Annotated in this window: 17 protein-coding genes and 3 rRNA genes; 5 read left to right on the forward strand and 15 right to left on the reverse strand. The window is 29.8% G+C overall.

Translation table 11 applies throughout. The features are described 5' to 3' along the window. Positions 1-247: 247 nt before the first annotated feature. From D3Z07_RS10925 to D3Z07_RS10945, 6 genes are read right to left on the reverse strand one after another with little or no spacing between them, the layout of a single operon-like run. The gene (locus D3Z07_RS10925; RefSeq protein WP_122893887.1) at positions 248-2,374 is read right to left on the reverse strand and encodes an RNA polymerase sigma factor sigma-70 region 4 domain-containing protein; all 2,127 of its coding nucleotides are present in this window, start codon (positions 2,372-2,374) and stop codon (positions 248-250) included. Then, positions 2,368-2,979, reverse strand: coding sequence for a hypothetical protein (locus D3Z07_RS10930; protein ID WP_122893888.1), 612 nt, complete (start codon positions 2,977-2,979; stop codon positions 2,368-2,370). Before D3Z07_RS10930 ends, D3Z07_RS10925 begins: the two co-directional genes overlap by 7 nt. Before the next feature lies 1 nt (position 2,980). Next, positions 2,981-3,463 (reverse strand): DNA phosphorothioation-associated protein 4, encoded by a 483-nt coding sequence (locus tag D3Z07_RS10935; RefSeq protein ID WP_122893889.1) that lies wholly within the window; start codon positions 3,461-3,463, stop codon positions 2,981-2,983. 9 nt (positions 3,464-3,472) lie between these two features. Further along, positions 3,473-5,506: an AAA family ATPase gene (locus tag D3Z07_RS10940; protein WP_122893890.1), complete on the reverse strand. Its 2,034-nt coding sequence runs from the start codon at positions 5,504-5,506 to the stop codon at positions 3,473-3,475. Continuing rightward, positions 5,506-5,634: a hypothetical protein gene (locus tag D3Z07_RS14335; RefSeq protein ID WP_265936463.1), complete on the reverse strand. Its 129-nt coding sequence runs from the start codon at positions 5,632-5,634 to the stop codon at positions 5,506-5,508. The genes D3Z07_RS10940 and D3Z07_RS14335 overlap by 1 nt, the downstream gene beginning before the upstream one ends. A 14-nt stretch (positions 5,635-5,648) precedes the next feature. Further along, positions 5,649-7,733 (reverse strand): DEAD/DEAH box helicase family protein, encoded by a 2,085-nt coding sequence (locus D3Z07_RS10945; RefSeq protein WP_122893891.1) that lies wholly within the window; start codon positions 7,731-7,733, stop codon positions 5,649-5,651. A gap of 331 nt (positions 7,734-8,064) precedes the next feature. Between D3Z07_RS10945 and D3Z07_RS13885 the strand changes: the two genes are divergently transcribed. Then, a complete protein-coding gene (locus D3Z07_RS13885) occupies positions 8,065-8,241 on the forward strand; it encodes a hypothetical protein (RefSeq protein WP_164707224.1) in 177 nt (58 codons plus the stop codon). A 67-nt stretch (positions 8,242-8,308) separates the two neighbouring features. On the opposite strand, the gene D3Z07_RS10950 is transcribed toward D3Z07_RS13885, so the two are convergent. The 8 genes from D3Z07_RS10950 to D3Z07_RS10995 all read right to left on the reverse strand — a co-directional run bounded on the left by D3Z07_RS10950 (position 8,309) and on the right by D3Z07_RS10995 (position 15,551). Continuing rightward, positions 8,309-8,710, reverse strand: coding sequence for a DndE family protein (locus D3Z07_RS10950; RefSeq protein ID WP_122893892.1), 402 nt, complete (start codon positions 8,708-8,710; stop codon positions 8,309-8,311). After that, on the reverse strand, positions 8,711-10,669 hold the full coding sequence (locus tag D3Z07_RS10955) for an AAA family ATPase (protein WP_122893893.1): 1,959 nt from the start codon (positions 10,667-10,669) through the stop codon (positions 8,711-8,713). Next, the gene (gene dndC / locus D3Z07_RS10960) at positions 10,659-11,975 is read right to left on the reverse strand and encodes a DNA phosphorothioation system sulfurtransferase DndC (RefSeq protein ID WP_122893894.1); all 1,317 of its coding nucleotides are present in this window, start codon (positions 11,973-11,975) and stop codon (positions 10,659-10,661) included. Before dndC ends, D3Z07_RS10955 begins: the two co-directional genes overlap by 11 nt. Positions 11,976-12,143: 168 nt before the next feature. Further along, positions 12,144-12,761: a recombinase family protein gene (locus D3Z07_RS10965; RefSeq protein ID WP_122893895.1), complete on the reverse strand. Its 618-nt coding sequence runs from the start codon at positions 12,759-12,761 to the stop codon at positions 12,144-12,146. Between the two features lie 120 nt (positions 12,762-12,881). Further along, a complete protein-coding gene (locus tag D3Z07_RS14250; RefSeq protein ID WP_228200546.1) occupies positions 12,882-14,594 on the reverse strand; it encodes a flagellin N-terminal helical domain-containing protein in 1,713 nt (570 codons plus the stop codon). 124 nt (positions 14,595-14,718) lie between these two features. After that, positions 14,719-15,003, reverse strand: a complete 285-nt coding sequence (locus D3Z07_RS10985) for an immunoglobulin-like domain-containing protein (RefSeq protein WP_122893896.1) — start codon at positions 15,001-15,003, stop codon at positions 14,719-14,721. After that, the gene (locus tag D3Z07_RS10990; RefSeq protein WP_122893897.1) at positions 14,993-15,232 is read right to left on the reverse strand and encodes a hypothetical protein; all 240 of its coding nucleotides are present in this window, start codon (positions 15,230-15,232) and stop codon (positions 14,993-14,995) included. Before D3Z07_RS10990 ends, D3Z07_RS10985 begins: the two co-directional genes overlap by 11 nt. A 10-nt stretch (positions 15,233-15,242) precedes the next feature. Then, a complete protein-coding gene (locus tag D3Z07_RS10995; RefSeq protein ID WP_122893898.1) occupies positions 15,243-15,551 on the reverse strand; it encodes a DUF2958 domain-containing protein in 309 nt (102 codons plus the stop codon). A gap of 937 nt (positions 15,552-16,488) precedes the next feature. Here D3Z07_RS10995 and D3Z07_RS11000 point away from each other — a divergent pair. The 3 genes from D3Z07_RS11000 (at position 16,489) to rrf (ending at position 21,593) form a co-directional block, all read left to right on the forward strand. Next, positions 16,489-18,005, forward strand: a 16S ribosomal RNA gene (locus D3Z07_RS11000). Positions 18,006-18,418: 413 nt separating this feature from the next. Continuing rightward, positions 18,419-21,334, forward strand: a 23S ribosomal RNA gene (locus D3Z07_RS11005). A gap of 143 nt (positions 21,335-21,477) precedes the next feature. After that, a 5S ribosomal RNA gene (gene rrf / locus D3Z07_RS11010) occupies positions 21,478-21,593 on the forward strand. The 16S, 23S and 5S rRNA genes sit together here, the layout of an rRNA operon. Positions 21,594-21,693: 100 nt before the next feature. Here rrf and D3Z07_RS11015 read toward each other — a convergent pair. Continuing rightward, positions 21,694-22,404 carry a response regulator transcription factor gene (locus D3Z07_RS11015; RefSeq protein ID WP_122893899.1) on the reverse strand — a complete coding sequence of 237 codons (711 nt, stop codon included), beginning with the start codon at positions 22,402-22,404 and terminating at the stop codon, positions 21,694-21,696. A gap of 194 nt (positions 22,405-22,598) precedes the next feature. Here D3Z07_RS11015 and D3Z07_RS11020 point away from each other — a divergent pair, with 194 nt between their 5' ends. Then, positions 22,599-24,440, forward strand: coding sequence for a TolC family protein (locus tag D3Z07_RS11020; RefSeq protein ID WP_122893900.1), 1,842 nt, complete (start codon positions 22,599-22,601; stop codon positions 24,438-24,440). The last annotated feature ends 11 nt before the right edge of the window (positions 24,441-24,451 follow it).

Below are 24,451 nucleotides of genomic sequence, written 5' to 3' on the forward strand. Positions count from 1 at the left end.
GCTATAAGGTTTTAAAATTTAGTCCAAAAAAAATATATATTAAAAAAAGAATTATAAAAAAGGAACCACTATTTTATAGAACTCCTGTTACTTTTATTGAAAATATTTTATGTTTGATTTACTTACTTTTTTATGATTGTTATGAATATTATAAAATGAGATTCTAATAATCAGATAGGAATATTCTTATCTAATTATTAATATAAACTATATGATGAAAGATAACTTTTATTAAGATATACTTTTACTACTTTTTTTGAATATAAAAAGGGTTAACTGAACTAGGTAAAAAAGAAAACTTTTTATATAGTAAATCAGTTATTAAATATTTAGACCATTTAACATTAATATTGGGTAAATCTATTTCTTTCATTAACTCTTCTATATCTAATTCTATAGATTGTTCTAATTTTATATTGATTAGGTTTTCAATTGTCTTTAGGTCGTATTCTTGTATCCCGATTTTATCAAACAAGATATATTCATATCTATTGCTACGGATATATATAGTATTCGATATTAATTGCAATCCTAATTTGATTTGACGATTATTCCATCCTCTTTGCAATAAAAAATTATATATTTCATCGATGTGAATAATTTCTTTTTTTGTAAAAAAATAAAGATATGAAAATGTTGACTGATGGTTCGTTTTTGAATATTTAAATGTAATAAATCTCGCGTCATTTATATAAAAATTCACTGGAGTATAATATTTTGAGATTAAATCTAATGTGATTTTTTCTTTATTATAATCTTTAAATATATTTAACTCCTCTCGGAAAGAATCAATAATCAAATTAAGATGAATTATTCCTAATTCCTCTATCTTAATTTCAATCCATTGTCCAATTTGATCTATTAATGATCTATCAAATTTAATATTATCTATATGTTTATATTTATTTGAATCAACACGAATTGCTTCTTTACAACGTTCAACTAACTGTAGAGCTCTTAATGATGTTGTATTTAGGGAAGTCTCAATTTCTTCAAGACCTAATGTATCATTATTTTTTAATTCTTTGATCAGATATTCTGATAAATCAATTCTTCCTTCTATATTTGAATTACTAATCCACGGGCAATCTTGATAATTAAAAAGATCAGGGTATTTAAATTTTAAAATAGAATGTAATCCATGTTCTGAGAGAATTCCCTTTTTCTTAATAATTTCTTTATTTTGATGAAAATAGTCTGTAAGACTTATTAACCCCTTTATTTTTAATTCATAAGTAAGGTAAGAAATAATTGGGTCATAGAAAAATGAATCAATTATTTCCAACACATTTTCATAATGAACATGTAATCCCCAATCCCATAGTAAGATTTCACTAACATCACTTAATGAAGTGATGTTCCGATCAGTTGTATCTACAGGAAATGTGTCTGGGTAATATAAAGTGAGATCTTTTTTAATTTCTTTTACTTTTTTATTAATTTCGATTGGTTTTCCAATAAATTTAATATAAGATTTAAAGCATTCTCTTTTTGCATGATCTGAAAACCTATTTTTAAAAGTGAGCTTCCCATTTATATCATAAATTTCATTTCTTTTAAGTATAGATAGAACATATATCATACTTGAAAAATCTAACTTTTCAAGTATAATATTTATTAAATCTTCTTCAGTGCAGTAAAAGAGATTATTTTCTTCAAGATTTAAATAAATATGTTCTAATATCTTTTTATACGAAATGTCTTTATCGTAAATAAAAGCACTTAAATTATCATCGTATAAAATCTTTATTTTTAATTTTTTATGAGACATTATATTTGCTACCCATAAGTCATCTATACTTATTGGAAATAATCTTTGAAATTTTATTACTTGTGCAGTTTCAATGATTTTCGACAAATTATAATGATTAACTAACCTGATAAATTTATCATCTATTTGACGAACTCTTTCTCTTGATAGTCCATGAATTTTTCCTGTATCAGATAGTGTCAAATTGTTTTTAAATTTTGTTTTTAATATTTCTATATGGTTCTTTTTAAAATTTGATTCCATCATTTCAGTGATTTCATTGAACAACAAACTCAAGTTTTGTTTTTTATTTAATGGAATAGAGAAAGAGAATTTGATCTCAGAATTTGTATATTTAAATTTAAAGTAATTCAAATATGTAATAAAATCATCAATAGCCAGATTAGAATAAATATATTCTTTTAATAAGTTATTAGTCTTAAGTAAATAAAATTTATACCAAAGTTCATCAAATTCATAAAAATGAAGTTTTGATAATTTGAACACATCATAATGACATATATTTGCATCAAATAATTTTGCATATACTTTTTCTTTCTCTACTTGATCAAAATACTCAAAATAAAAATTGGCATCACTAATTGAATAAATATTTTCTAACATAAATTATACTTTCTTAATAGTTTTTCAATTTCTTCAAGAGTAACTTTTAGTTCAACTAAATTTATAAGGAAAGAATGATTTCTAAAAGTAAATAATATTTTTGTAACGATAAAACCATTAGAATAACTTCTTGGAAGATTCTTAATTGTATTAATGTCTTTTTCTGTTAAGTTATCATCTTTAATTTTTTGGATAAATAAATCCACTAGACTCTGAATTTGAGTGACGCTTAAAGAATCTAATTTTGGAACAACTTTATGTTTTAATTCACTTGAAAAAAGTAAATTATTTTCTGAAATGGATATACTCTTACTAAGTTTAATTATTTTATTAAGATCAACAATACTAATTTGTTTTAAAAAATTAATATCTTTATATAATTCTTGAAAACTATTTTCTTCCAAATTATTTAAAAGGCTTCGATATGAATCAATCACCTGATTAAAATTAATTAAGTCATATTTCTCAATTAAAAAGTCTTTTTTATTATCAAATTCGTGTTCTGAATAAGAAGAATAAAGTAAATATAATCCAGCTATGAATGTGTCTTCTTTAATAAAAGAAGTTTTGTACATTGAATAAAGTTCTTCTTCTGTATATTGCATTTTATTGTGGTTTTAATAAATCTTCTAATGATAAAGAAGAATCTAGTTGTTCATTATTTTTAATTTCTAAAACATCAATTATACATTCTTTTAATATTTCATAACTATCAGCTTCTCTTCCTGTTAACTCTTCTTTTAAATACTGCAATCCTGCATTTGCATATTCTTCAAAACACTGGATTTTGGATTCTATTTGAATATCATTTGTATGAGAAACAATATTTAGATTGTCTGGATCATCATATAGTGCTAAAAGATCTATGAAAGAATGATTCTCTTCATTAAATATAGTCATTGCAATAGGTGAAGCATCAGGAGATTTAATTGGTAATCTATTTTTATGTTTTGCCACAGCTACTGATGCAGCAAAAATATAAACATCAGAATGCTTTTGAAAGAATCCATATTCACTATCTTTTAATAATTTAAAAACACTATCTTTATCTTTATCTTTTCTTACTTTTTTACTTAATAATTTACTCATTATAAACCTTTATATCTTTTGAATAGTTGCAAATTCTTTTTTTGATTCACTTTCAAGTTTGTGGTATTGGCCATCAATTTTGACTTCTTTTTCTTTTTGATTGTCTTTTATTGGTCTATTTATTTCAATAATATAATGATTACTTACATAGTTTGAAACATGGTTTTCAATTAAGTTCCATCCATCGTGTTTCATTAAAAGAATAACCTGTGGTGCCATTCTTTTTAATACTTTTGCAATTGCTTCTGCATAATCCGGATCTAAATCACTGAATGGAGCATCAATTACAACTGGATATATTCCTGCACCACCAAGTTTAGAAGTTGAATTCTCAAACTCTTTTGCTAAATGTACTAAACTTGCAATGAAGAGTAAGCTTACTAATTGATCTTCACCATCAGATTTATTAGCATTTATTTGTGTTCCATGAACATATTCTTTAATTTTAAGTTGGAAGTTATCGTCTATTACAGCTTCTCTATCTTTATGTAAAATTTCCTTAAATAGTTTGTTCATTATTTTTGATAATTTAATTTTGATTTCATCAGTATCGGTATTGATTTTACTTTCCAGATATTCTATAGATTCATCGCAGAATGAAACCCTGTCTTGAAATTTTTGTTGTTCTGAATCTTCAAATTTAATGCTGGTTAATTCTTTTTCTTTAAGGTTAAGTTCATCCGTAATATCTTTTATTTCTTTAGCATATGCTATGTTCTTAGCCCCAAGTTCATTGAGAATACCTGTGATTTTTTTTTGATTTTCATAAAGTTCCTTATAATTATCAGGCATATCTTCACCAATTCGCTTATCTAGTGCTAGTATTTTATCTTCATTTTCTACAAGATCTGAATTTATGTCTTCGATTTGCCTTTTCAACTCTTTATATTTATTAACAAATAACTCTTTTGGATTTAAATTATTTGAAATAAAAACATTTAAATTATCTTGTAATATATTTTCAATTTCTGATTCTGATTCATTTGAATTTAAAAATTTAGTAAGTTCATGAAAACATTTATCATTCTCATTAAACTCTGATCCACAAATACACTTCTTCTCTTCAAGTAACCTATTGATAAATGAATTTTTAATACCACTTGGTAAGCCAAGTTTTATTTTTTCTTTTAAAATCTTTGAGGTATCATGAATAAGATTATTTGATAAAGCTAAATAAGATTTAGTTGATACTAGAAGTTTTTCGTCGTTTTCTAACCCTATTTTCTGATCGTCTAATCTCTTTACTAATACTTCAAAAGCTTTTTTCTCTGATACTAAGGACTCTACTGCTTTAACATTAAGAATCTGTTCTTCAACATGTATTTTTTTCCTATTGTATGTAGTTAAACTTTGTTTAGTTTCTTTAATTATGGTATCTAATTGCTCTTTTTTGGTAGTTAAAGATTCAATCTCAGTTGTAAGAGTAGTTGTTGAATTAGATGATATTTCTTTTAATTCTTTCAAATATTCTTTTTTTATATCTTTTAAATAATTAACAAGTGTTTCATAGACATCAATTTTCATAATATTTCTAATACCAAGTTTAACTTTATCAGAACCTTCTTCCTCTGCAAGTTTCTTAACCCCTTCTCCTCTAAAGAAAAAATAGTCTTGAAGTTCTTTACTTAATACTTTTTCAATACCATTGTTACCATAACTCATTTCCTTACTATTTCTTTGTACAATTGGGTCTTTAAATCTATTGTCTGGAGTATCATCAGAGTTTCTTTTAACAATTACACTTCTTTCAACTGTATAAGGAATGTCTCTATCTGTAAACATTAATGTAACTTTTACTTCTTTTTCTTCATTAGGCTCAAGTTCATAAAAAATATTCTTACTTAAATATTCTTCTACAGAAGGAAGATTAGAAAGTGTCCCGCCATATAAGCACCATGTGAAAGCTGATAGGATAGTAGTCTTTCCAGCACCATTCGCACCGTGAAAAACAATGATATTTTTATCATCAGTAGTATTTAGGTCAATAACATGTTTACCTTCAAATTGACGAAAATTTTCTAAAATAATTCGATTTAGTTGCATTATCTTACCTTTCTATCAATAAGTTTTTTAATTGACTTCTTAATCTCTTTAACTGGTGTATTCTTATTATTCTCTAATGTTTCTATTGCTTCTTTTAAGAACTCTACAATTTTCTTTTTATCTTCCATTATATATCCCCTTATTATAAATGCATTAGATCATATCTTCTTTGGTATGATTCTATCTCTGTTAATGCTTCCCCACAGTTATTCGCAAGTTCTGCAAATTCTATATATCTTTTAAATTCTCTCTCTAAGTATTTTCTTTGATATTTATATATATCAGTTCCCTTTTGACCCATGCTGTTAGGGACTACTATAAAATCATAAATATGTGCAAACTTTTTTCCAGAGCTTTTTCTTAAAACTCTTCCTCTTCTTTGAATAAATTCTTTAGGATTTGAGTTACTAGCTAAAATAAATGCATTTTGTGTTGTTGGTATATCAACACCTTCGTCTAAACATCTTATCGCTACTAGGCCATCTATATATTCTTTAGCAAAGCTTTTTAAGATATTCATTCTTTGTTCTTTATCTTCTGTTGAAGTAAATTTTGTAGTTTGCAATCCTAACATTTCTAATTCCCTAGAGACCTTTTCTACATGTCTACCATCTTCATCAATTTTTGAAGAACAGTAAAAAATATTATGTTTACTATTTTGTAAACTTTCTTTAGTTATTAAGTTAATAAGTTCTGGTATTTTATTTTGTGCTGCTGAAATTAGTAATGCTCTTTTCCTAAGTAGGTTATCTAATCCTGCTCGATTATTATCATCTTGATAAACTGAAAGTTTCGATATTTCTTTCGATAATGAATTAAATTCAGTCTCTTCTTCTGCTGTAAGATTTACAAAGACCGGGTGATAATAATATTTTGTTAAAAAATCATTGTCAATTGCCTCTTTTAATGTAAATTCGAACACTATCCCATTAAAATACTCTAAGAGTTGATCTGTACCTTCTTCATCCATATGACGCTTAGGAGTAGCTGATAAACCAAGTCTAAATTTTGCATTATCCATATAATTGGTAATCATATTTTTTGCACCAAAATTATGTGCTTCATCAACAATTAAAAAGAGATTATTTATTTTTTTTACTAAATCTTGGAATTGAGGTGTTATATATGTAGCGTTTGTCACAATTATTGGTAAAAAATTACGAGTAATACCAAAATTGTTTATTTCTTGACGTAGTTTCTGTTTCCATTTATAGTTACTATTACACCGAATAGGGAAAATATTAAATTCTTCAGATTCTTCTGCCCATTGTTCTAAAAGATGCTGATAAGGAACTACAATAAGAACACATAATTGCTTGATTCTTGACGTTTTATTGAATAGTTTTGGAATAATACTTAATGCTGTTTTTGTTTTTCCCGATCCTGTAGCCATACTAAGTAAGCCTTTACCATTATTTGAAATCCAACTCTCAATGGCTTTAGATTGATAAGGCCTAGGTTTAAATTCTTTAGGTAATGTTGGCAAATCCATGTCAATATTTTCTTCTTTAATCCTTTTACTTCTTATTTTTTTATAATTATCAATGTCATAAGGTCTATCTGAATATTCTTTTAATTTTAAAAGTTTTTCTTTTATAAGAATTCCAATATCATAGATATTTAGATTAGGATCATTATCTTCCCATAGATTATCAAACCTCTCATTTTCATCTTCACAAATTATTTTACTTCTTTCATCAATCCAAGAAGGATGAACGGTTATTGATTCATAATTAGAATTTGCTTTTATGCTATCATTCATAGAACCACTAAAGGATATTATATTTCTTTCTTCATCAATGAAAATACCAAATTTATCATGGAATTCACCACCTACAAGATCTTTTTTAGGAACAGCAAATTTAAATTCTATGATACCATCATTTATCATCCATCCTAGCATTTCTCTTGTATTTTTTAGAAGATTTTCTTCTAAATCTGAAAAACAGTTTAAGACTAAACTATCTATAAAATCTTTTCTATATTCTCCTTTTAAAGCTTTTATATCATTTTCATCTAGAATTGGGCTAGTAATATATTTTATTTTTGCTCCATTTTGAATAACTTGGGCAAAAGATATTGAATTCCTTTCAATCCATCCAGATGTAAAATATCCAACACCTCTTTTATACTCTATGCAATTTGGAAAACATTTTGTATAAAAATCATTTATTATATCATCTTTAGAAGTATTGTATTTAGGTCTATAGTCGTGTATATTAAGCATTATAGGTTTATCTTTAAAATATTTTTATACATTATAAATCTTAAGAGCTTTTATTATTATTAAATAATCATAAAGGATTAGTTGATCTATTTTTAATATTAGCCATAAATATGATAAAGTATACTCTATTGGTTTTTTTCTAAGCCATCTATTTGAACTAAAACCTTTGAAGATGAAACAAAAAAGATAAAAGAGGGCTTCTATCATAATAAGATGAATAATAGGACAAAAAGAGTTGTTTTTTGTTCATTTAGTGAACAGATTAAAGACGTTAGGACTAACTATTCATATATATGTAATTCCATTTCTTTTAAAATGATTCAAAAAATTTATGACAGAGTTAAATGAAATTAAAAAAGCAATAAAACTTGAACTTAAAACCAATAATATTAATATGATGTTTAATACAAGATATGAAAGTGATTTTTCTCATTTGGAGAAACAATTACAAACATTTTTAATTATTTATATATCATCTGGTATTACACTAAATATCTATTCAATATAAGACTTTAATAAAAAAATTTACTTAGACTGAAATTGATTTTGACAATTTGAATTTTGAATAATTTCTATCAATTAAACTCTTGTTTAATCCATTCAAAAATATTACTATTATCATTAAGAGATGAGGCTAAAATATTGAAGCCTCTCTCACAGTGCTGTTCCAGTTTTAATTCTAAACCTCTTAGTGTATTTACTTTCTTATTTTCATAATTGGCTATAAATAAAGCAATCATATCAGTATAATCAGCTTGTACTCCTTGAGTATCAACTTTACCTTTTCCTGTGATTACATCAAGAGGATATGTTTTTCCATCTGTGAAGTCTATCTTGAGGCTTGAATCTAACTCTTCTTCAATAGATAAAGATATAAATAATGCAAACCTAATAGTTACCCACTTAGGATCTTTTTCAAAGCCTAAAAGTTTAGCTATTCTTCCTATTTGTTGTTCTGTATGTGAAGTTGTTCTCATTTATTTATACCTATTTTCGAAGAATTCTGTTTTGTTTTGTTCTGTTATTGAGGTAGCTGACCCTTTGTTTGATAATGTAAAAATTTGTGAAATATCATTCTCTAGGTTTTTAAATCCTTCATGTCTTAGTTCACTAGGAGTTGGTAGTATTAGTACCTGTGGTGATGCATGTGGATAAAACTGATTTAAAATAAGTGATTGATTCTTTTCATCAAGTCTTCCAAGTGGAGTATCTATAATCATAGGAATTTCTTCTGATATATATTCTGATATTCCCCATATAAGTGCAGTTGCTATTACTTGTTTTTGTCCTGAAGAACTAGAAAGTATATCCATAGCTCTTTTATCTTTATCAAATACATTGATATTAAAGTCATTGTCAAGAATAATCTTATCAGCCTCATATCCTTCTTTTTTAAGAAGATTAAACTTGATATTTATAGAAGTTTCTAGCATCTCTCTCTTGTCTTCTTTTATCTTCTCTTTCATTTGTTTTGCAACTACTATTGTTGATTTTAAAGATTGAATTTTAAGTTTTGCTAAACTATTTTGATGATCTTGAATACTAGTTTTTGCTATTTCTCTTTCAATTTCTTTTTTTGAAATAAGTAGTTCATTTATCTGAATTTCTAACTCACTTAGTTTTTCGTTTTGTACTCCTATGTTTTGAGCAATAATCTTTATTTTTTTAAAATCTTCTTCATACTCTTTTTTATCATCTTGGATTTGAAGATCTAGTGAATAAATTTCATCTTGATAATATTTTATATCATCTTTTATTGAGATAAGTTTATCTATAGTTTCTGTTAGGTTCACATCTTTTAATTCATTGTATTGAGCTTCTATTTTAATAGAATCTGCAAAAGGTACATTTTGTTTATTATTCTGAGAATTAAATACATTATCAAAGATTTTTTCCATAGATTCTTTTTGAGAATCATCTATTTGATTTAAAAACTCACTCTTTTTAATAGCTATAATATTTTGAGAAATTGCTATATTCCCTTTATAATTAGTATTTATGTCTTTTATCACTTTCTCTTTAAGTTTTTTATTTAAAAGTAAAGGGAGTTGAATATATGATAACTCTTTAAACATTGAAAGATATGTTTGTTTTTCTTCTTCTAAATTACTTAATTTTTCTTTTGCTTCTTTTAATGGTTTCTTATGTTTACCTTCAAGTTTTTTTAGTTTTTTATCAAGCTCATTTTCGGCAGAAAGTAGTTCTTTTAACTTTTGTTTTTCAAGTGCAGTCTTTTCTTCATTTTCTTCTATTTTCGTACTTATAATTACTAATTCTTCTTCTTTTTGAGTAACTATTTTTTGAAGTTCTGGATTTAGTTCTTGTTTGTTGATTTTTTTGATTACATTTTCTGCATCTACTACTAATTGATCGTATATATCCAATTCTAATACATCTTCAAGCATTTGTCTAAATTCATCTTTACTAAAATCTGCAATAGTTTGAATCTTTTCTCCATCAAAGAAAAAGAACTTTGCAAGCGTTGGAGATATTTTATAGTTTATAAAATCCTGTGCTTCATAATCATAAATAAAACTTTCATTTTCGAAATCTTGAATAGTTAATTTTTCATTATATGAATTATTATTAAAAGTAAATTCTCTTTTAATTCTAAATAATCCACCATCTTCGAGTTCAATAATAACTGATGCTTTGTTTTTATCTTCACTTTTTGCAATTCTATTTAAAATTCCACTAAAGTTTTTTGAAGTACTACCTAAAATATAGTCTTGCTTACTAAGTGTTAATTCACCTATTTGAAGCAAATCTTTTGTAATACCATGTAGTGCAATTTTTATTGAATTGATAAAGGAAGTCTTACCAAAACCATTTTCTCCAATAATTAGTGAAATAGGTTGAGATGAATTATTAAAATCAAACTTTATTTGTCCTTGATAAGAAAATAAATTGTTTATTGTTATTGATTTAAATTTCATTTATTTTTCCTAGTGCATAAGCCTCTGCTATCTCTTCTATATCAGTTAATATACCTGATCTCTTTAGTTGATGTCTATATTTATGTTCTGTGTGAATTAGCTTATCCATTAATTCAATTTGAATACCATTTTCTTTACATAATGAGTTGAAATAGTCTTGTTCGTTTTGATTAAATGATTTAGTGGATTCATGTCTAATATTTCTTCCATATTTATTTGCAAGATTTATTGCTGTTTCAAAGAAGTCACCATCATGAAGCCACTCTTTTTGTATTTGAATAATATCTTCATCCGAAATAAGATATTTTCCTTCTAGTTTTTCTAATAAGTCTTTCTCAATTTTTAAAAGTTTATCAAGTAATTCTTTTCTCGTAGCAATAGTAAAAGGGCCATAACCTTTTTGACCATTCCTTCTAATTGATTGTCTCTTCTCATCATGCATTGATCTGTATTCTTCTAAAATATTTCTAAAATCATGAAGTGGCTTCATCCAAACATCTTCTGGGTTTTTAAGCATATTCTCCATAGATTTATCTTTCGAAACAACAGTACAAACCCAACAACCAAACCTAGTCTTTCCACATGATGGTGATTCAGGATTTAAGGCAATGTTACAGTCACCTTCGCTACTTCCTTTATCATAAAGTTTCATCATATCATCATGACTTCCCCATGGAGCATTGTAAGTACTTAAGAATGTCCAAACTTCAGGATTAGTCCAATCTTTTACTGGAGATAAAACAAAAGCATTTGGAACTGTATCATGTCGAACAAGTCCTCTATGATTTCTATCTCTTTTTTCAATTGAAGCAGCTCTAGTTTGAGATTCATCACTTCTAACACCTAAAAGCATTAAAATTGATTTATTATTAGTTGATAATGTTGTTAAGAATTTTGTAGCTGGTTTAATTTTTAATCTATCAGTACACCATCTAAAACTTTGGTTTGGAGAAGGATAACCACGACCTATTAAAAGTGGCCAATAAGAATCTTTAGAATCAGGTGATACTACAGCAACTTTCATATTTAATTCATTTTGATTAATAAACTTCTTTAATTGATCAATTTTTTTAAAAAAGTATTGATCAATTAAAGGCATTTCGACTCTAGTATCTGACGATACTATGTGTACTGTTTTTGTATCTTTATTTTCTTTTTTTAATTCTTGTAAAACTTCAACTGTTAAGTGTAATACTGTAGATGAATCTTTCCCACCAGAAAATGTAACTACCCATGGTCGTTCATCAGCTAAATATTGTTCTTTTAATAATTGTTTTGTTTCTTCAATTCTTTTTTCGATGTTCATATATTTATTATCTTATATTTAAAATTTTGTAATGCTATATTTTTAGAATAGTATCTAATTTTTGATTTGAAAGATGTTATATTTCTAATAAGGAATTCCTTCTAAATTTATTTATAAAAAGATTCTATGCAAATAAATATGAAATAATTCTGAATATAATGGTTTGTGTTAAATATTGTTAAGTATTCTTCTCGATTTAATATAACTCCTTAATGATGGCTGAGTACCAACACCAATATAATTTACAATTTTTTGTACAGATAATCCAAGTTTATAAAGTTCTTGGATCTTTTCTTTATGTTCATCATATTTACTTTTTACAATTTGTCCTTTTTGTCTTCCAAGAATTTTTCCTTTTGCTCTTGCAACTGCTAATCCTTGTTTTGTTCTTTCACTAATGATTTCTCTTTCTGTTTGTGCAAAATATCCATAGATTGAAATTAATAAATTTGACAGTGCAGAATTATCTGTTGATAGTTCTGGTTGGTTTATAAATATAAGTTTGATATTTTTAGAATTAAATTTTTCAATAAGATTTAAAATCTCTAGCATATTTCTTCCAAGTCTTGAAAGCTCTGTTACTATTAAAGTATCATTTTCTTTTAGTTTTAAAAAGAGTTCTTCTATTAATCTTTCTTTTTGTGTTTTCTTACTTGATACCTCTATTTCAATAAAATCTTGAATTTGAATCTTTTTATTAAATGCAAATTCTAAAATTTTGTGCTTTTGGTTTTCTAATGTTTGTTTGTCTGTAGATACTCTAATATAAGCATAATATTTACTCATTTTCTGTCCTTATAAGTTTAGTCCTATTAATTATATGTAGGCTTATCTTGCTTACTCCTGTAAGTCGAGCATTTAGACGATTAAAAGTTAGTTGTTTAGATGAACGGTTAGAGTTATTAGTTATTTTAACAGTTGCGTGATAATTTGTTTGTCAACTTCACTAGCTTGGGATAAAGCATATGAACCTGCTTGTGCAATAATATTTGCTTTATTAAAATTAGCACTTTCTTCTGCATAATCAACGTCTCTTATTACACTTTCTGCATTTTTTAGATTTGTGTATCCTGTTAAATTATTTCTTACTGATGATTCTAGTTGATTTGTTCCCGCTCCCACATTTGCTCTTTGTGCGTTTAGTTGACTTAATGCTTTATCAATAACTTTCATTAACTTTTGTGCTTGTATAGTTAAGGTTGGATTATCATCGTTTCTTGTTAAGTCTGTGTAGTCACAACCACAGGAAGGATCTTCGGAATAAGTTGGATCTGTTGGATCAGTTGGATCAGTTGGATCTGTTGGATCAGTTGGATCAGTTGGATCAGTTGGATCAGAAATTGTTGGCTTATAGTTTCCATCATTACGAACACTATATGTTGAATCTATTGTATTGTCTGGTACAAAATTAATAATAATATCATTAACATCAGTTTCAGGAATCAATTTTTCTGCTTCAAATGATTGTATGATAACATTATCCATCTTTGGAGCCATATCGTTATTCATATCATTTGTATCATGAGTATGAGAGGTAACATCAAAATTTAATGTCTGTTTTTGTAATAATATTAAAGGAGCTGTATCATTCAATAAAGGTCCCGAGTAACTAGTAAGACCTTTTGTCTTATAATAGTCTCCTACGGTTGGATTGTAGAAATGTTCAACTACTGTAGAAGAGGAGCCATTTATGTCATCATCAAGAGTAGAAAGTGCTTCAAAATAATCTTTTGTCATTTGATCTTTTGGGAAATAAGTTCCTGACGCTAGATTAGTATAGTTACCATTCTCTGTAAAATTTGTTTCATTTGCTATTATACTTACACTAATAAGACCTAAAGGATCCGAGTTTCCCAAAATCAAAAACTGATTTGATAATAAATCTTCATCTAAAATTTCATTCTCTGGAATATTTAGATAATAATCTTTAAAACCATCCATATCATAGGTAGTTTCATATTTTAAATTATTATTTGCTGTATAATAGGGTAAACTTGCTGGTGTTGGTGCTGGTGCTGGTGTTGGTGTTGGTGCTGGTGTTGGTGTTGGTGCTGGTGTTGGTGTTGGTGTAATATTATTAAAACCCGTTATAAAATTCTTCAATTTATAAGGATCATCCTCACCCATTTTGTTTGATTCTATATTATCTATATTAACATTTATAATATCACTTGAATTATCTCCCACTTGAAAAGAAAAAGGTGATGAGCAACCATTAAGCAATGGGGTATGATTATAGTTTGTAGAACACACTATATTATCATAATTATCAATTAATTTTAAAATATCGGTTTTGATAGTTTTTCTTCCTTCTTCAGAAGTTGTATCAGTGTTCATTTGTATAGCTTTTGCTTTTATAGTGTCTAAAATATTACTTAGTTCATCCATAGACTTATCTACTATATTCATCATAGCAATAGCACTATTGGCATTACTAATTCCTTGTTTTATTCCACTAGCTTGAGTTCTTAGTTTATCAGCAATAGATAATCCTGATGCATCATCACTTGCTTTATTTATTTTTAAACCTGTGGATAATTTTTCTAAAGAATTTCCTAAAGTTTTATTATTATTTATTGAGTTTTCTATTGCTTTGGCAGATAATATACCAATATTCATGAATTTATAAAACTCCTCTTGCTAATTTTTATTATTTAATTACACTAGACTTACATTATAAAGTAATAACGATTAATATATTATAATATTATGTAAAAAGATGAAACCCATCTTTTTTTAAACCCTAATACATAAGTATTATATGCTTTTGCATTAGAGTAAAGAACTTTCTTGAATCTTCAATAAGTTGTGTTCTATCACTTACATATGATATTTGATTAAATTCAATATCATCTTTTCCTGCTATTACTTTCCATAAATCATCTTTTAATATTTCAAGTTTAAACCTAGAATCAAATCCTAATGGTGTGCCATTACGATTATCATAAGTTAATTTGAACTTCTTTTTATTATGTTCTATAAATCTTATAATAGCTGTATTCTTCATTACTTCTTTTTTAATTGTCATTTGTTTTTCCTTCTTTTATTTTTATAATTAACAACTCGGGTACTTCAAACATTTTTGAAAGTGTTTGAAGATTGCCAGAGCTATTTAATATGTTTTTATATAAGGATTTTGGATTTAAATTGTATGGATCATCTTTACATATATCAATAATTTGTTTTTGTAAAGATTTATCTAGTTCTTCAAATTCAAATATCCTATTACTCTTATTTTTTTGATTATAATTATTCATCTTTTTACTCTTAATTTTTTAATTCTTTTATATCTTTAAACTTAGTTGGTTCAAAATGTAAATCTCTTTCTATTTTTAATCCTAAAGGGCCTGTTACTTGTTCTAATTCTTCTAAAGCAAAATATCCCCATTCTGGATAGTTACCATTTACATAACCAAAGAATATTTTTTCTGTTTTACTATATTCTGTTACATACCATGTCCAATTTGCATCGGGTGTAAAGTATTTAACATAAACTATTTTCTCATCTACTTTTATATTTTCAGTTTCGTATAAATTAGGTATTTTATCCTCTAATCCTTTCGTTAATAACTGCATAATTTAATCTCCTTTTGTTGTATTCGATTAAATTATTTCTATGTTATAGTATTCAATTTTGTGAGTTTTTAGAATAGATATAGGGTGAGATAATCTTTGAGAATAAAATATCAAAAATGATAAAATATAGTCTTTGCATAGATATATAAGAATATGGGATATATAGGTAATATGGGTGTTTTCTACTTTTTGTATAAATTAATATAATGTATAAAAAATAAAGAACCATTTATAGAGAAAGGTTAAAAGCTTTGGGAAACATATATAGTTTTATATAATACTATTGTATCTATATATAAAAATAATAGGCCTATCAAAATGGCCTATTGGTTTAAAATAAATTGAATAAAGTACTATAATATAGTACTTTATTGTTAGATATCGAGGTAGACTAGCTCCTCCATTTTCTAAATTCAAATATTTAATTAAAAACTTCCTTTAAAATTCCAAATACAAAAATTTAATTCTTTTTCTATAATATGTATTATTGCTAGATATATTTTTATTGACTATTATTTATATATTATGTCCTGCGATATGTTTAGATAAAAAAAATTTAATAATTCAATAGTAAAATTGATAAAAAATAGACAAAATCAAAGGAATTCCAAAATTTAAGCCACATCTAAGAAAAACCCCTTGACAAGAAGAAAATTATACCCTATAATTCCCGTCCAAAAACAGAGGAACGACATCAAAAACATTTGATGAACAGCCGATACGATGGATGATCTTTAACAATGTAATGAAGTTTGTAAAGTAATCTTTATAAACTGAATATAATACTCTAATATATAATCTAAAAGAAATAGATTTAAAAAAAATAAAAAAATTATAACAAGAATTAATTCTTGTCTATAAATTTGAGTGATAATTTTGTATAACAATACAAATTTGTCAGTTTCAAACAATTACATATTAAATTATGTAACTTCATATTATGGAGAGTTTGATCCTGGCTCAGAGTGAACGCTGGCGGCGTGCTTAACACATGCAAGTCGAACGAGAACGGATTAAAGCTTGCTTTAATTGTCAGCTAAGTGGCGCACGGGTGAGTAATATATAGGTAACGTGCCTTCAAGAAGGGGATAACAATTGGAAACGATTGCTAATACCCTATATGCCTTTAAGTCTTAAGACTGCAAGGGAAATATTTATAGCTTGAAGATCGGCCTGTACAGTATCAGTTAGTTGGTGAGGTAATGGCTCACCAAGACAATGACGCTTAACTGGTTTGAGAGGATGATCAGTCACACTGGAACTGAGACACGGTCCAGACTCCTACGGGAGGCAGCAGTGGGGAATATTGCACAATGGACGAAAGTCTGATGCAGCAACGCCGCGTGGAGGATGACACATTTCGGTGCGTAAACTCCTTTTATATAGGAAGATAATGACGGTACTATATGAATAAGCACCGGCTAACTCCGTGCCAGCAGCCGCGGTAATACGGAGGGTGCAAGCGTTACTCGGAATCACTGGGCGTAAAGAGAATGTAGGCGGATAGAAAAGTCAGAAGTGAAATCCAATAGCTCAACTATTGAACTGCTTTTGAAACTTTCTATCTAGAATATGGGAGAGGTAGATGGAATTTCTGGTGTAGGGGTAAAATCCGTAGAGATCAGAAGGAATACCGATTGCGAAGGCGATCTACTGGAACATTATTGACGCTGAGATTCGAAAGCGTGGGGAGCAAACAGGATTAGATACCCTGGTAGTCCACGCCCTAAACGATGTACACTAGTTGTTGTGAGGCTAGACCTTGCAGTAATGCAGTTAACACATTAAGTGTACCGCCTGGGGAGTACGGTCGCAAGATTAAAACTCAAAGGAATAGACGGGGACCCGCACAAGCGGTGGAGCATGTGGTTTAATTCGACGATACGCGAAGAACCTTACCTGGACTTGACATAGATAGAATATAACAGAGATGTATTAGTGCTAGCTTGCTAGAACTATCATACAGGTGCTGCACGGCTGTCGTCAGCTCGTGTCGTGAGATGTTGGGTTAAGTCCCGCAACGAGCGCAACCCTCGTCATTAGTTGCTAGCAGTTCGGCTGAGAACTCTAATGAGACTGCCTGGGTAACCAGGAGGAAGGTGAGGACGACGTCAAGTCATCATGGCCCTTACGTCCAGGGCTACACACGTGCTACAATGGGGTATACAAAGAGCAGCAATACCGTGAGGTGGAGCAAATCTCAAAAATATCTCCCAGTTCGGATAGCAGTCTGCAACTCGACTGCTTGAAGTTGGAATCGCTAGTAATCGTAGATCAGCAATGCTACGGTGAATACGTTCCCGGGTCTTGTACTCACCGCCCGTCACACCATGGGAATTGAACTCATTCGAAGCGGGAATGCTAAAGTAGCTACCCTCCACAGTGGATTCAGTAACTGGGGTGAAGTCGTAACAAGGTAACCGTAGGAGAACCTGCGGTTGGATCACCTCCTTTCAGAGATATGAACTTAGATTCGTTTCTAAGTCTCATCAAGAAAAACAATAAAGAGTATTATGTTCGGTTTATAAAGATTATTAAAAACCTTACATATTAGAGTTTAGTTATTCAAACTAAATATAAGTACTTATTTAAAGTATTTATATTTGGTTTAATTACCAAAACGCGTTACCTTGAAAAAACTTGTTTTTTTAAGCTAGCAAGATATTTAAAAATATAATGTTAAAGTCTTTTAATTTTTTCATTAATTAATACTAATTTATTAGTAAAGATTAATAAACAATTTTAAAAACTATCTAAGAGATTAGATAGAACACAATTTATTATTTTATGTAATGTACAGAAATGTATGTTTAATAAGATAGTAGCCAAAGAATAATTATCAAATGCGACAGATTAAATTCTGTTTATTATAAGCTATTAAGGGCTAATGGTGGATGCCTAGACTGTAAGAGGCGATGAAGGACGTACTAGACTGCGAAAAGCTACGGGGAACTGTCAAGAAGTTTTGATCCGTAGATATCCGAATGGGACAACCCAGCTAATAGAGATATTAGTTACACGAAAGTGGGCAAACCTGGTGAAGTGAAACATCTCAGTAACCAGAGGAAGAGAAATCAAAAGAGATTCCCAAAGTAGCGGCGAGCGAAATGGGATTAGGACAAACCCTATGCTTGCATAGGGGGTTGTAGGACCAAGATGTGAGACTAGAGAATATAGATGAATAACCTGGAAAGGTTAAGCGTAGAAGGTGATACTCCTGTAATCGAAATGTTCAATAGCTCTATTGGTATCCTGAGTAGGACGGAACACGTGATATTTTGTCTGAATCTAGGGGGACCACCCTCTAATCCTAAATACTACTTACAGATCGATAGTGAACAAGTACCGTGAGGGAAAGGTGAAAAGTACTCCAGCGAGGAGAGTGAAATAGAACCTGAAACCATTAGCTTACAATCATTCGGAGCCCTATGATTTATCAGGGTGACGGACTGCCTTTTGCATAATGAGCCTGCGAGTTGTGGTGTCTGGCAAGGTTAAGCCAAGTGCGAAGCCGTAGCGAAAGCGAGTCTTAATAGGGCGACTTAGTCAGATGCTGCAGACCCGAAACGAAGTGATCTATCCATGAGCAGGTTGAAGCTGGTGTAAGAGCCAGTGGAGGACCGAACCGGTGTGCGTTGAAAAGTGCTCGGATGACTTGTGGATAGGGGTGAAAGGCCAATCAAACTTCGTGATAGCTGGTTCTCTCCGAAATATATTTAGGTATAGCCTTGCGTAGTAGCATATAGGGGTAGAGCACTGAATGGGCTAGGGCTGCTTACCGCGGTACCAAACCCTATCAAACTATGAATACTATATGTGTAATCGCAGGAGTCAGGCGTAGGGTGATAAAATCCTATGTCGAGAGGGGAACAACCCAGACTAACAGCTAAGGTCCCAAAGTCATATCTAAGTGGAAAACGATGTGGAGTTACTGTGACAACCAGGAGGTTGGCTTAGAAGCAGCCATCCTTTAAAGAAAGCGTAACAGCTCACTGGTCTAGTGATTCTGCGCGGAAAATATAACGGGGCTAAGATATGCACCGAAGCTTTAGATTCAATATTTTATATTGAGTGGTAGGAGAGCGTTCTATTCAGCGTTGAAGATGTACCGGTAAGGAGCGTTGGAGCGGATAGAAGTGAGCATGCAGGCATGAGTAGCGATAATTGAGGTGAGAATCCTCAACGCCGAAAACCCAAGGTTTCCTACGCGATGCTCGTCATCGTAGGGTTAGTCGGGTCCTAAGTCGAGTCCGAAAGGGGTAGACGATGGCAAATTGATTAATATTTCAATACCAACAAACAAGCGTGATGTGGGGACGCATAGAGTTAATCGAGCTCACTGATGGAATAGTGGGTCGAAGGACGTAGGTCGTAATTTAGGCAAATCCGGATTACATGAGACCGAGATCTTACAGGCTCCTGACACTCTTCGGAGGAGATGGAGAATCGATGATACTGTCGTGCCAAGAAAAGCCACTAAGCATATTGTTTGTTGCCCGTACCGTAAACCGACACAGGTGGGTGGGATGAGTATTCTAAGGCGCGTGGAAGAACCCTGGTTAAGGAACTCTGCAAACTAGCACCGTATCTTCGGTATAAGGTGTGCCTACTTTGGTATAGGAATTTACTTCCGAAAGCTAGAGAGGTTGCAACAAAGAGTCCCTCCCGACTGTTTACCAAAAACACAGCACTTTGCTAACTCGTAAGAGGATGTATAAGGTGTGACGCCTGCCCGGTGCTCGAAGGTTAACTGATGATGTTAGATTTATCGAAGCATTTGATTGAAGCCCGAGTAAACGGCGGCCGTAACTATAACGGTCCTAAGGTAGCGAAATTCCTTGTCGGTTAAATACCGACCTGCATGAATGGCGTAACGAGATGGGAGCTGTCTCAACCAGGGATCCAGTGAAATTGTAGTGGAGGTGAAAATTCCTCCTACCCGCGGAAAGACGGAAAGACCCCGTGCACCTTTACTACAGCTTGACACTGTAGCTTGGATATTCATGTGCAGGATAGGTGGGAGGCTATGAAACTAGGATGCCAATTCTAGTGGAGCCATCCTTGAGATACCACCCTTGAATATTTGAGTTACTAACTGGGACGAGTTATCCTCGTTCAGGACAATGTCTGGTGGGTAGTTTGACTGGGGCGGTCGCCTCCTAAAAAGTAACGGAGGCTTACAAAGGTTAGTTCATGGCGGATGGAAATCGCCAGTTGAGTATAATGGCATAAACTAGCTTGACTGTGAGACATACAAGTCGAACAGAGACGAAAGTCGGTCATAGTGATCCGGTGGTTCTGTGTGGAAGGGCCATCGCTCAAAGGATAAAAGGTACGCCGGGGATAACAGGCTGATCTCCCCCAAGAGCTCACATCGACGGGGAGGTTTGGCACCTCGATGTCGGCTCATCGCATCCTGGGGCTGAAGCAGGTCCCAAGGGTATGGCTGTTCGCCATTTAAAGCGGTACGCGAGCTGGGTTCAGAACGTCGTGAGACAGTTCGGTCCCTATCTTCCGTGGGCGTAGGAAAGTTGAGGAGATTTGTCCCTAGTACGAGAGGACCGGGATGAACGTACCACTAGTGTACCAATTGTTCTGCCAAGAGCATCGTTGGGTAGCTACGTACGGATGAGATAAGCGCTGAAAGCATCTAAGCACGAAGCCAACTCCAAGATTAACTTTCCCTGAAGATCCCAGCAAGACTAGCTGGTTGATAGGCTAGATGTGTAAGCGTTGTAAGACGTTTAGCTGACTAGTACTAATAGATCGTTTGGCTTATTTTTAGTATTCTTTGGTTTACTATCTTATTAAGTGTACAGAATGTACTTATAGAATAAATGTGTGACTTTAACATTATAAATATCTTTTACTCAACAATAAAGTTGAGTAATGAGTATACTTACAAGTATATTGATTACTCAGTTTTGCTGGTGGTTATAGAGAAGAGGAAATACCCAGCTCCATTTCGAACCTGGAAGTCAAGCTCTTCATCGCTGATAATACTGCAGGGTCCCCTTGTGGAAACGTAGGCCGCTGCCAGCTCTTGAGTATTTACAAATAAGCTTATCAACTAACAATTCCCATTGTTATTTGGTAAGCTTTTTTTTTAGGCTTTTTTTATCCTTCCTTTTTTCATTTAACTTTATATCTTTATTCTAAAGCCTACTCCTGATATATTTATTATTGTCTCTTTTCCTATCTTTTTTCGTAGTTTATTTAATAGGTTTTTTAAAGCAGAATCACTTGCATCATAAATATCTTCCCAAATATTATTTTTTAATTCATCATGCGGTATTACTCTGTTGTTAAACTTGATTAAGTAATCCAATAGTAAGACTTCTTTTGAGGTTAAAGTTATTTCTTCTTTATCTTTTGTAGTATTAAATAATTTTTTTTGTAAAACGTTATAATTTATATTGTCAGGAAAATTTATAATGTATTTTGAATTATCAATTATATCTTGCACACAATTAATTAAAGCATTCTTTAGCATTTTAAAATCAATTGGTTTTGTAAGATAATCAACTAATTTTAATTTAGCAGCTTTTAGTAAATATTTAGTATCTGTATAGGCACTTAAAAGTATAACTGGAATAGTTTTATCTGTTTTTCTTAGTTCTTGTATAAAATCTAAACCATTATCATTTCCAAGATTTATGTCAGAAATTATAATATCTATTCTATTGTTATTTAATAATTCATTAGCTTTTGAGATATTTTCTACTTCAAAAACTTCTTTACAAATCAATTTCAATGTTTTTGATACATTTTCTCGTATATTATCTTCATCTTCAATGTAAAGTATATGTAGGTTTTTTAAAACGTTATTAAAATCCAAATTAGTTTTATTCATTTAATTCCTTGTAAAATTATTTAAATTATAACATAAGATTTTCTTATTTATGTTATAATAGGATTATTTATTATGTTATAAGTCATAATTACAATAAGTTATTGTATATTTAATTAAAGCTTAAGTTGATTTTATATAAAGTAACGAATAAAGTTATTTTAGAAATCTGCAATCATACATAAAAGGAACAAGCGATGAAGATTAGTAAACTATTAAAATTTACATGTATCTCTGTACTTGCAAGTACGACATTACACGCTATTAGTTTAAAAGATAGTGTTGAAAAAGTTTTGGCTACTAACCCAGAAGTAATAGCTGAAAAAAACAATCAAAAAGCATTTAGAAAATATATTGATGAAAGAAGAGGAAATTACTACCCAAGAATCGATATAGATGGTACTTTAGAAAAAAGTAGTACTAAAAAAGACTATGATGAAGATAATGCAAGTGGATTAATTGATACTACTGATGAAGAAGATGGATATAACTTTGGTATTGCATTAAATCAAATGCTTTACGATGGTGATTTAACTCCTAGTAGAGTAAGAGAAGCTAAGCATAATGAACTTGCAAATAAATATAGAACTAGAGCAAATATCGAGAATGTTGTATTAGAAACAATAACTGCATATACTGGTCTAGTTCAATATAATGAATTATTAGCCTTAACAAAAGATATGATTGTAACAAATGAAGAGAATCTTGAAATAGCTAAAGAAAAAGAATCAATTAGTGGTGAAGTATTAGAAACATATCAAGTTGATTCAAAATTAAACTTTGTGAAAGAAAAATATCTAGAAGAAAAAGATTTAAAAAGCTCTAGACTTAGTACATTTAAAAGATATATTGGTTCTGAAGCAGATGGTTCTGAAACTAGACCTAGTATAGATATGAGTAAAATCCCTACAAGTTTACAAAAAGCAGTTGAATTAGCTGTTCTTAGAAACAATGAAGTATTAGAACAAATAGAAAGAATTAAAGCGCAAAGAGAATTAATTGCACAAGCTGATGCTACTTTTTTACCTACATTAGGTTTAGAATTAAAAGCTCTAACTGATAATGACTTATCTTTAGATGAAGAAGGTAAAGAAGATCAAGTATACGGTAGAATTAATTTAGCATGGAATATTTATAATGGTGGTGGAGATCATGCTGTTTCAAAGCAAGAAGAATTATTTTTAGCTGAACAAAAAGATAGATTAGATGGTATTACAAATAAAGTAGTAGAAAATACTAAAGTTAATTACCAAAGATTTATGAAAAATAAAGATAGAATTGAAGTATTAAAAAAATATGTAACTGCAAATGAAAATATTGTTGATGTATATAAAAGTGAATTTGAAGCAGGTACTAGAACTTTTGTAGATATTTTAAATGCACAAACTGAACTATATGAAGCTAAAAAAAGTTTAGTTAACAGAGAATATGATTTATACTCAAACTATTATGAAATATTAAATAATAGTTCTATGTTAAGTGAATCTATATTAACAGAAAATCAAGATGGTTCAAGTGTATTACCTGTTGAAGTTGTTGAATCTAATACGAATGTACAAACTGATGAAGTTGCTCAAATGTTAGAAGATGATAATACAGTTGAAACAAAAAAAGAAGAAGTATCAGATGAGTTAAATGTATTATTAGGTGATGATGTTGCAAATACTGTTGTAGAAGACAAATTATCTGTTAATCCAGGTGAAACTGTTCCTGCTGTTGTTATTCCTGCAGATGCACAATATATTGAATATGCCTCATTCTTAGATGCTTCACCAGAAAGTTATACTGTTAATATTGCTACAACAAAAGGTTTACAAAAAGCAAATGAATTTGTATCTGAAAAAGGATTAGATTCAACTCAAGCATATACTTATGAATTTGGACCAGGAATGAAAAGCGCAAAGGTTATTTATGGTATATTTGATTCAGTAAAAGAAGCAAAAGCAGCAATAGCTAACTTCTCAACAGATTTAAAAGCTGGTAAACCTTATATTGATAATATTAGTAAACATCAAAAGCTATATAAAAAATACCACTAGGCTTTAAAAAG

The sequence above is a fragment of the Arcobacter peruensis genome (assembly GCF_003711085.1).
Classification (GTDB): Bacteria; Campylobacterota; Campylobacteria; order Campylobacterales; family Arcobacteraceae; genus Poseidonibacter; species Poseidonibacter parvus.

Bases quoted from the DNA above. Each gene is read 5' to 3' on its own strand.
- D3Z07_RS10995 (WP_122893898.1), bottom strand. From the start codon at position 15,551: ATGCAGTTATTAACGAAAGGATTAGAGGATAAAATACCTAATTTATAC.
- D3Z07_RS10945 (WP_122893891.1), bottom strand. From the start codon at position 7,733: ATGCTTAATATACACGACTATAGACCTAAATACAATACTTCTAAAGAT.
- dndC (WP_122893894.1), bottom strand. From the start codon at position 11,975: ATGAACATCGAAAAAAGAATTGAAGAAACAAAACAATTATTAAAAGAA.
- D3Z07_RS10990 (WP_122893897.1), bottom strand. From the start codon at position 15,232: ATGAATAATTATAATCAAAAAAATAAGAGTAATAGGATATTTGAATTT.
- D3Z07_RS14335 (WP_265936463.1), bottom strand. From the start codon at position 5,634: ATGGAAGATAAAAAGAAAATTGTAGAGTTCTTAAAAGAAGCAATAGAA.
- D3Z07_RS10955 (WP_122893893.1), bottom strand. From the start codon at position 10,669: ATGAAATTTAAATCAATAACAATAAACAATTTATTTTCTTATCAAGGA.
- D3Z07_RS11015 (WP_122893899.1), bottom strand. From the start codon at position 22,404: ATGAATAAAACTAATTTGGATTTTAATAACGTTTTAAAAAACCTACAT.
- D3Z07_RS10985 (WP_122893896.1), bottom strand. From the start codon at position 15,003: ATGACAATTAAAAAAGAAGTAATGAAGAATACAGCTATTATAAGATTT.
- D3Z07_RS10965 (WP_122893895.1), bottom strand. From the start codon at position 12,761: ATGAGTAAATATTATGCTTATATTAGAGTATCTACAGACAAACAAACA.
- D3Z07_RS13885 (WP_164707224.1), top strand. From the start codon at position 8,065: ATGACAGAGTTAAATGAAATTAAAAAAGCAATAAAACTTGAACTTAAA.
- D3Z07_RS14250 (WP_228200546.1), bottom strand. From the start codon at position 14,594: ATGAATATTGGTATATTATCTGCCAAAGCAATAGAAAACTCAATAAAT.
- D3Z07_RS10930 (WP_122893888.1), bottom strand. From the start codon at position 2,979: ATGCAATATACAGAAGAAGAACTTTATTCAATGTACAAAACTTCTTTT.
- D3Z07_RS10925 (WP_122893887.1), bottom strand. From the start codon at position 2,374: ATGTTAGAAAATATTTATTCAATTAGTGATGCCAATTTTTATTTTGAG.
- D3Z07_RS10935 (WP_122893889.1), bottom strand. From the start codon at position 3,463: ATGAGTAAATTATTAAGTAAAAAAGTAAGAAAAGATAAAGATAAAGAT.
- D3Z07_RS10950 (WP_122893892.1), bottom strand. From the start codon at position 8,710: ATGAGAACAACTTCACATACAGAACAACAAATAGGAAGAATAGCTAAA.
- D3Z07_RS10940 (WP_122893890.1), bottom strand. From the start codon at position 5,506: ATGCAACTAAATCGAATTATTTTAGAAAATTTTCGTCAATTTGAAGGT.
- D3Z07_RS11020 (WP_122893900.1), top strand. From the start codon at position 22,599: ATGAAGATTAGTAAACTATTAAAATTTACATGTATCTCTGTACTTGCA.